The organism is Massilia sp. CT11-108 (genome assembly GCF_047302915.1).
In the GTDB taxonomy this organism is placed as follows: Bacteria; Pseudomonadota; Gammaproteobacteria; order Burkholderiales; family Burkholderiaceae_D; genus Telluria; species Telluria orientalis.
The window spans coordinates 1-232 of sequence record NZ_JBKYMO010001802.1; the positions used below are offsets into that span (position 1 = coordinate 1).

Annotated in this window: 1 protein-coding gene; it reads left to right on the forward strand. The window is 72.0% G+C overall.

Going from position 1 to position 232, the window contains the following annotated elements:
* On the forward strand, window positions 1-232 hold a 232-nt coding region (locus ACEN88_RS36380; protein WP_413347224.1), incomplete at both ends, for an asparagine synthase-related protein.

A 232-nucleotide genomic window follows, 5' to 3' on the forward strand; every position in this document is an offset into this window, starting at 1 on the left:
GTCGAGCGCCGCATGGTCGCCGACGTGCCGGTCGGCGTCCTGCTCTCGGGCGGGATCGACTCCTCGCTGGTCGTGGCACTGCTCGCCGAGGCCGGGCAGCAGGACCTCGCCACGTTCAGCATCGGCTTCGAGTCGGCCGGTGGCGAGTCCGGCGACGAGTTCGAGTACTCCGACGAGGTCGCGCGCCACTTCGGCACCGACCACCACCGCATCCGCATCCCGTCGTCGCGCC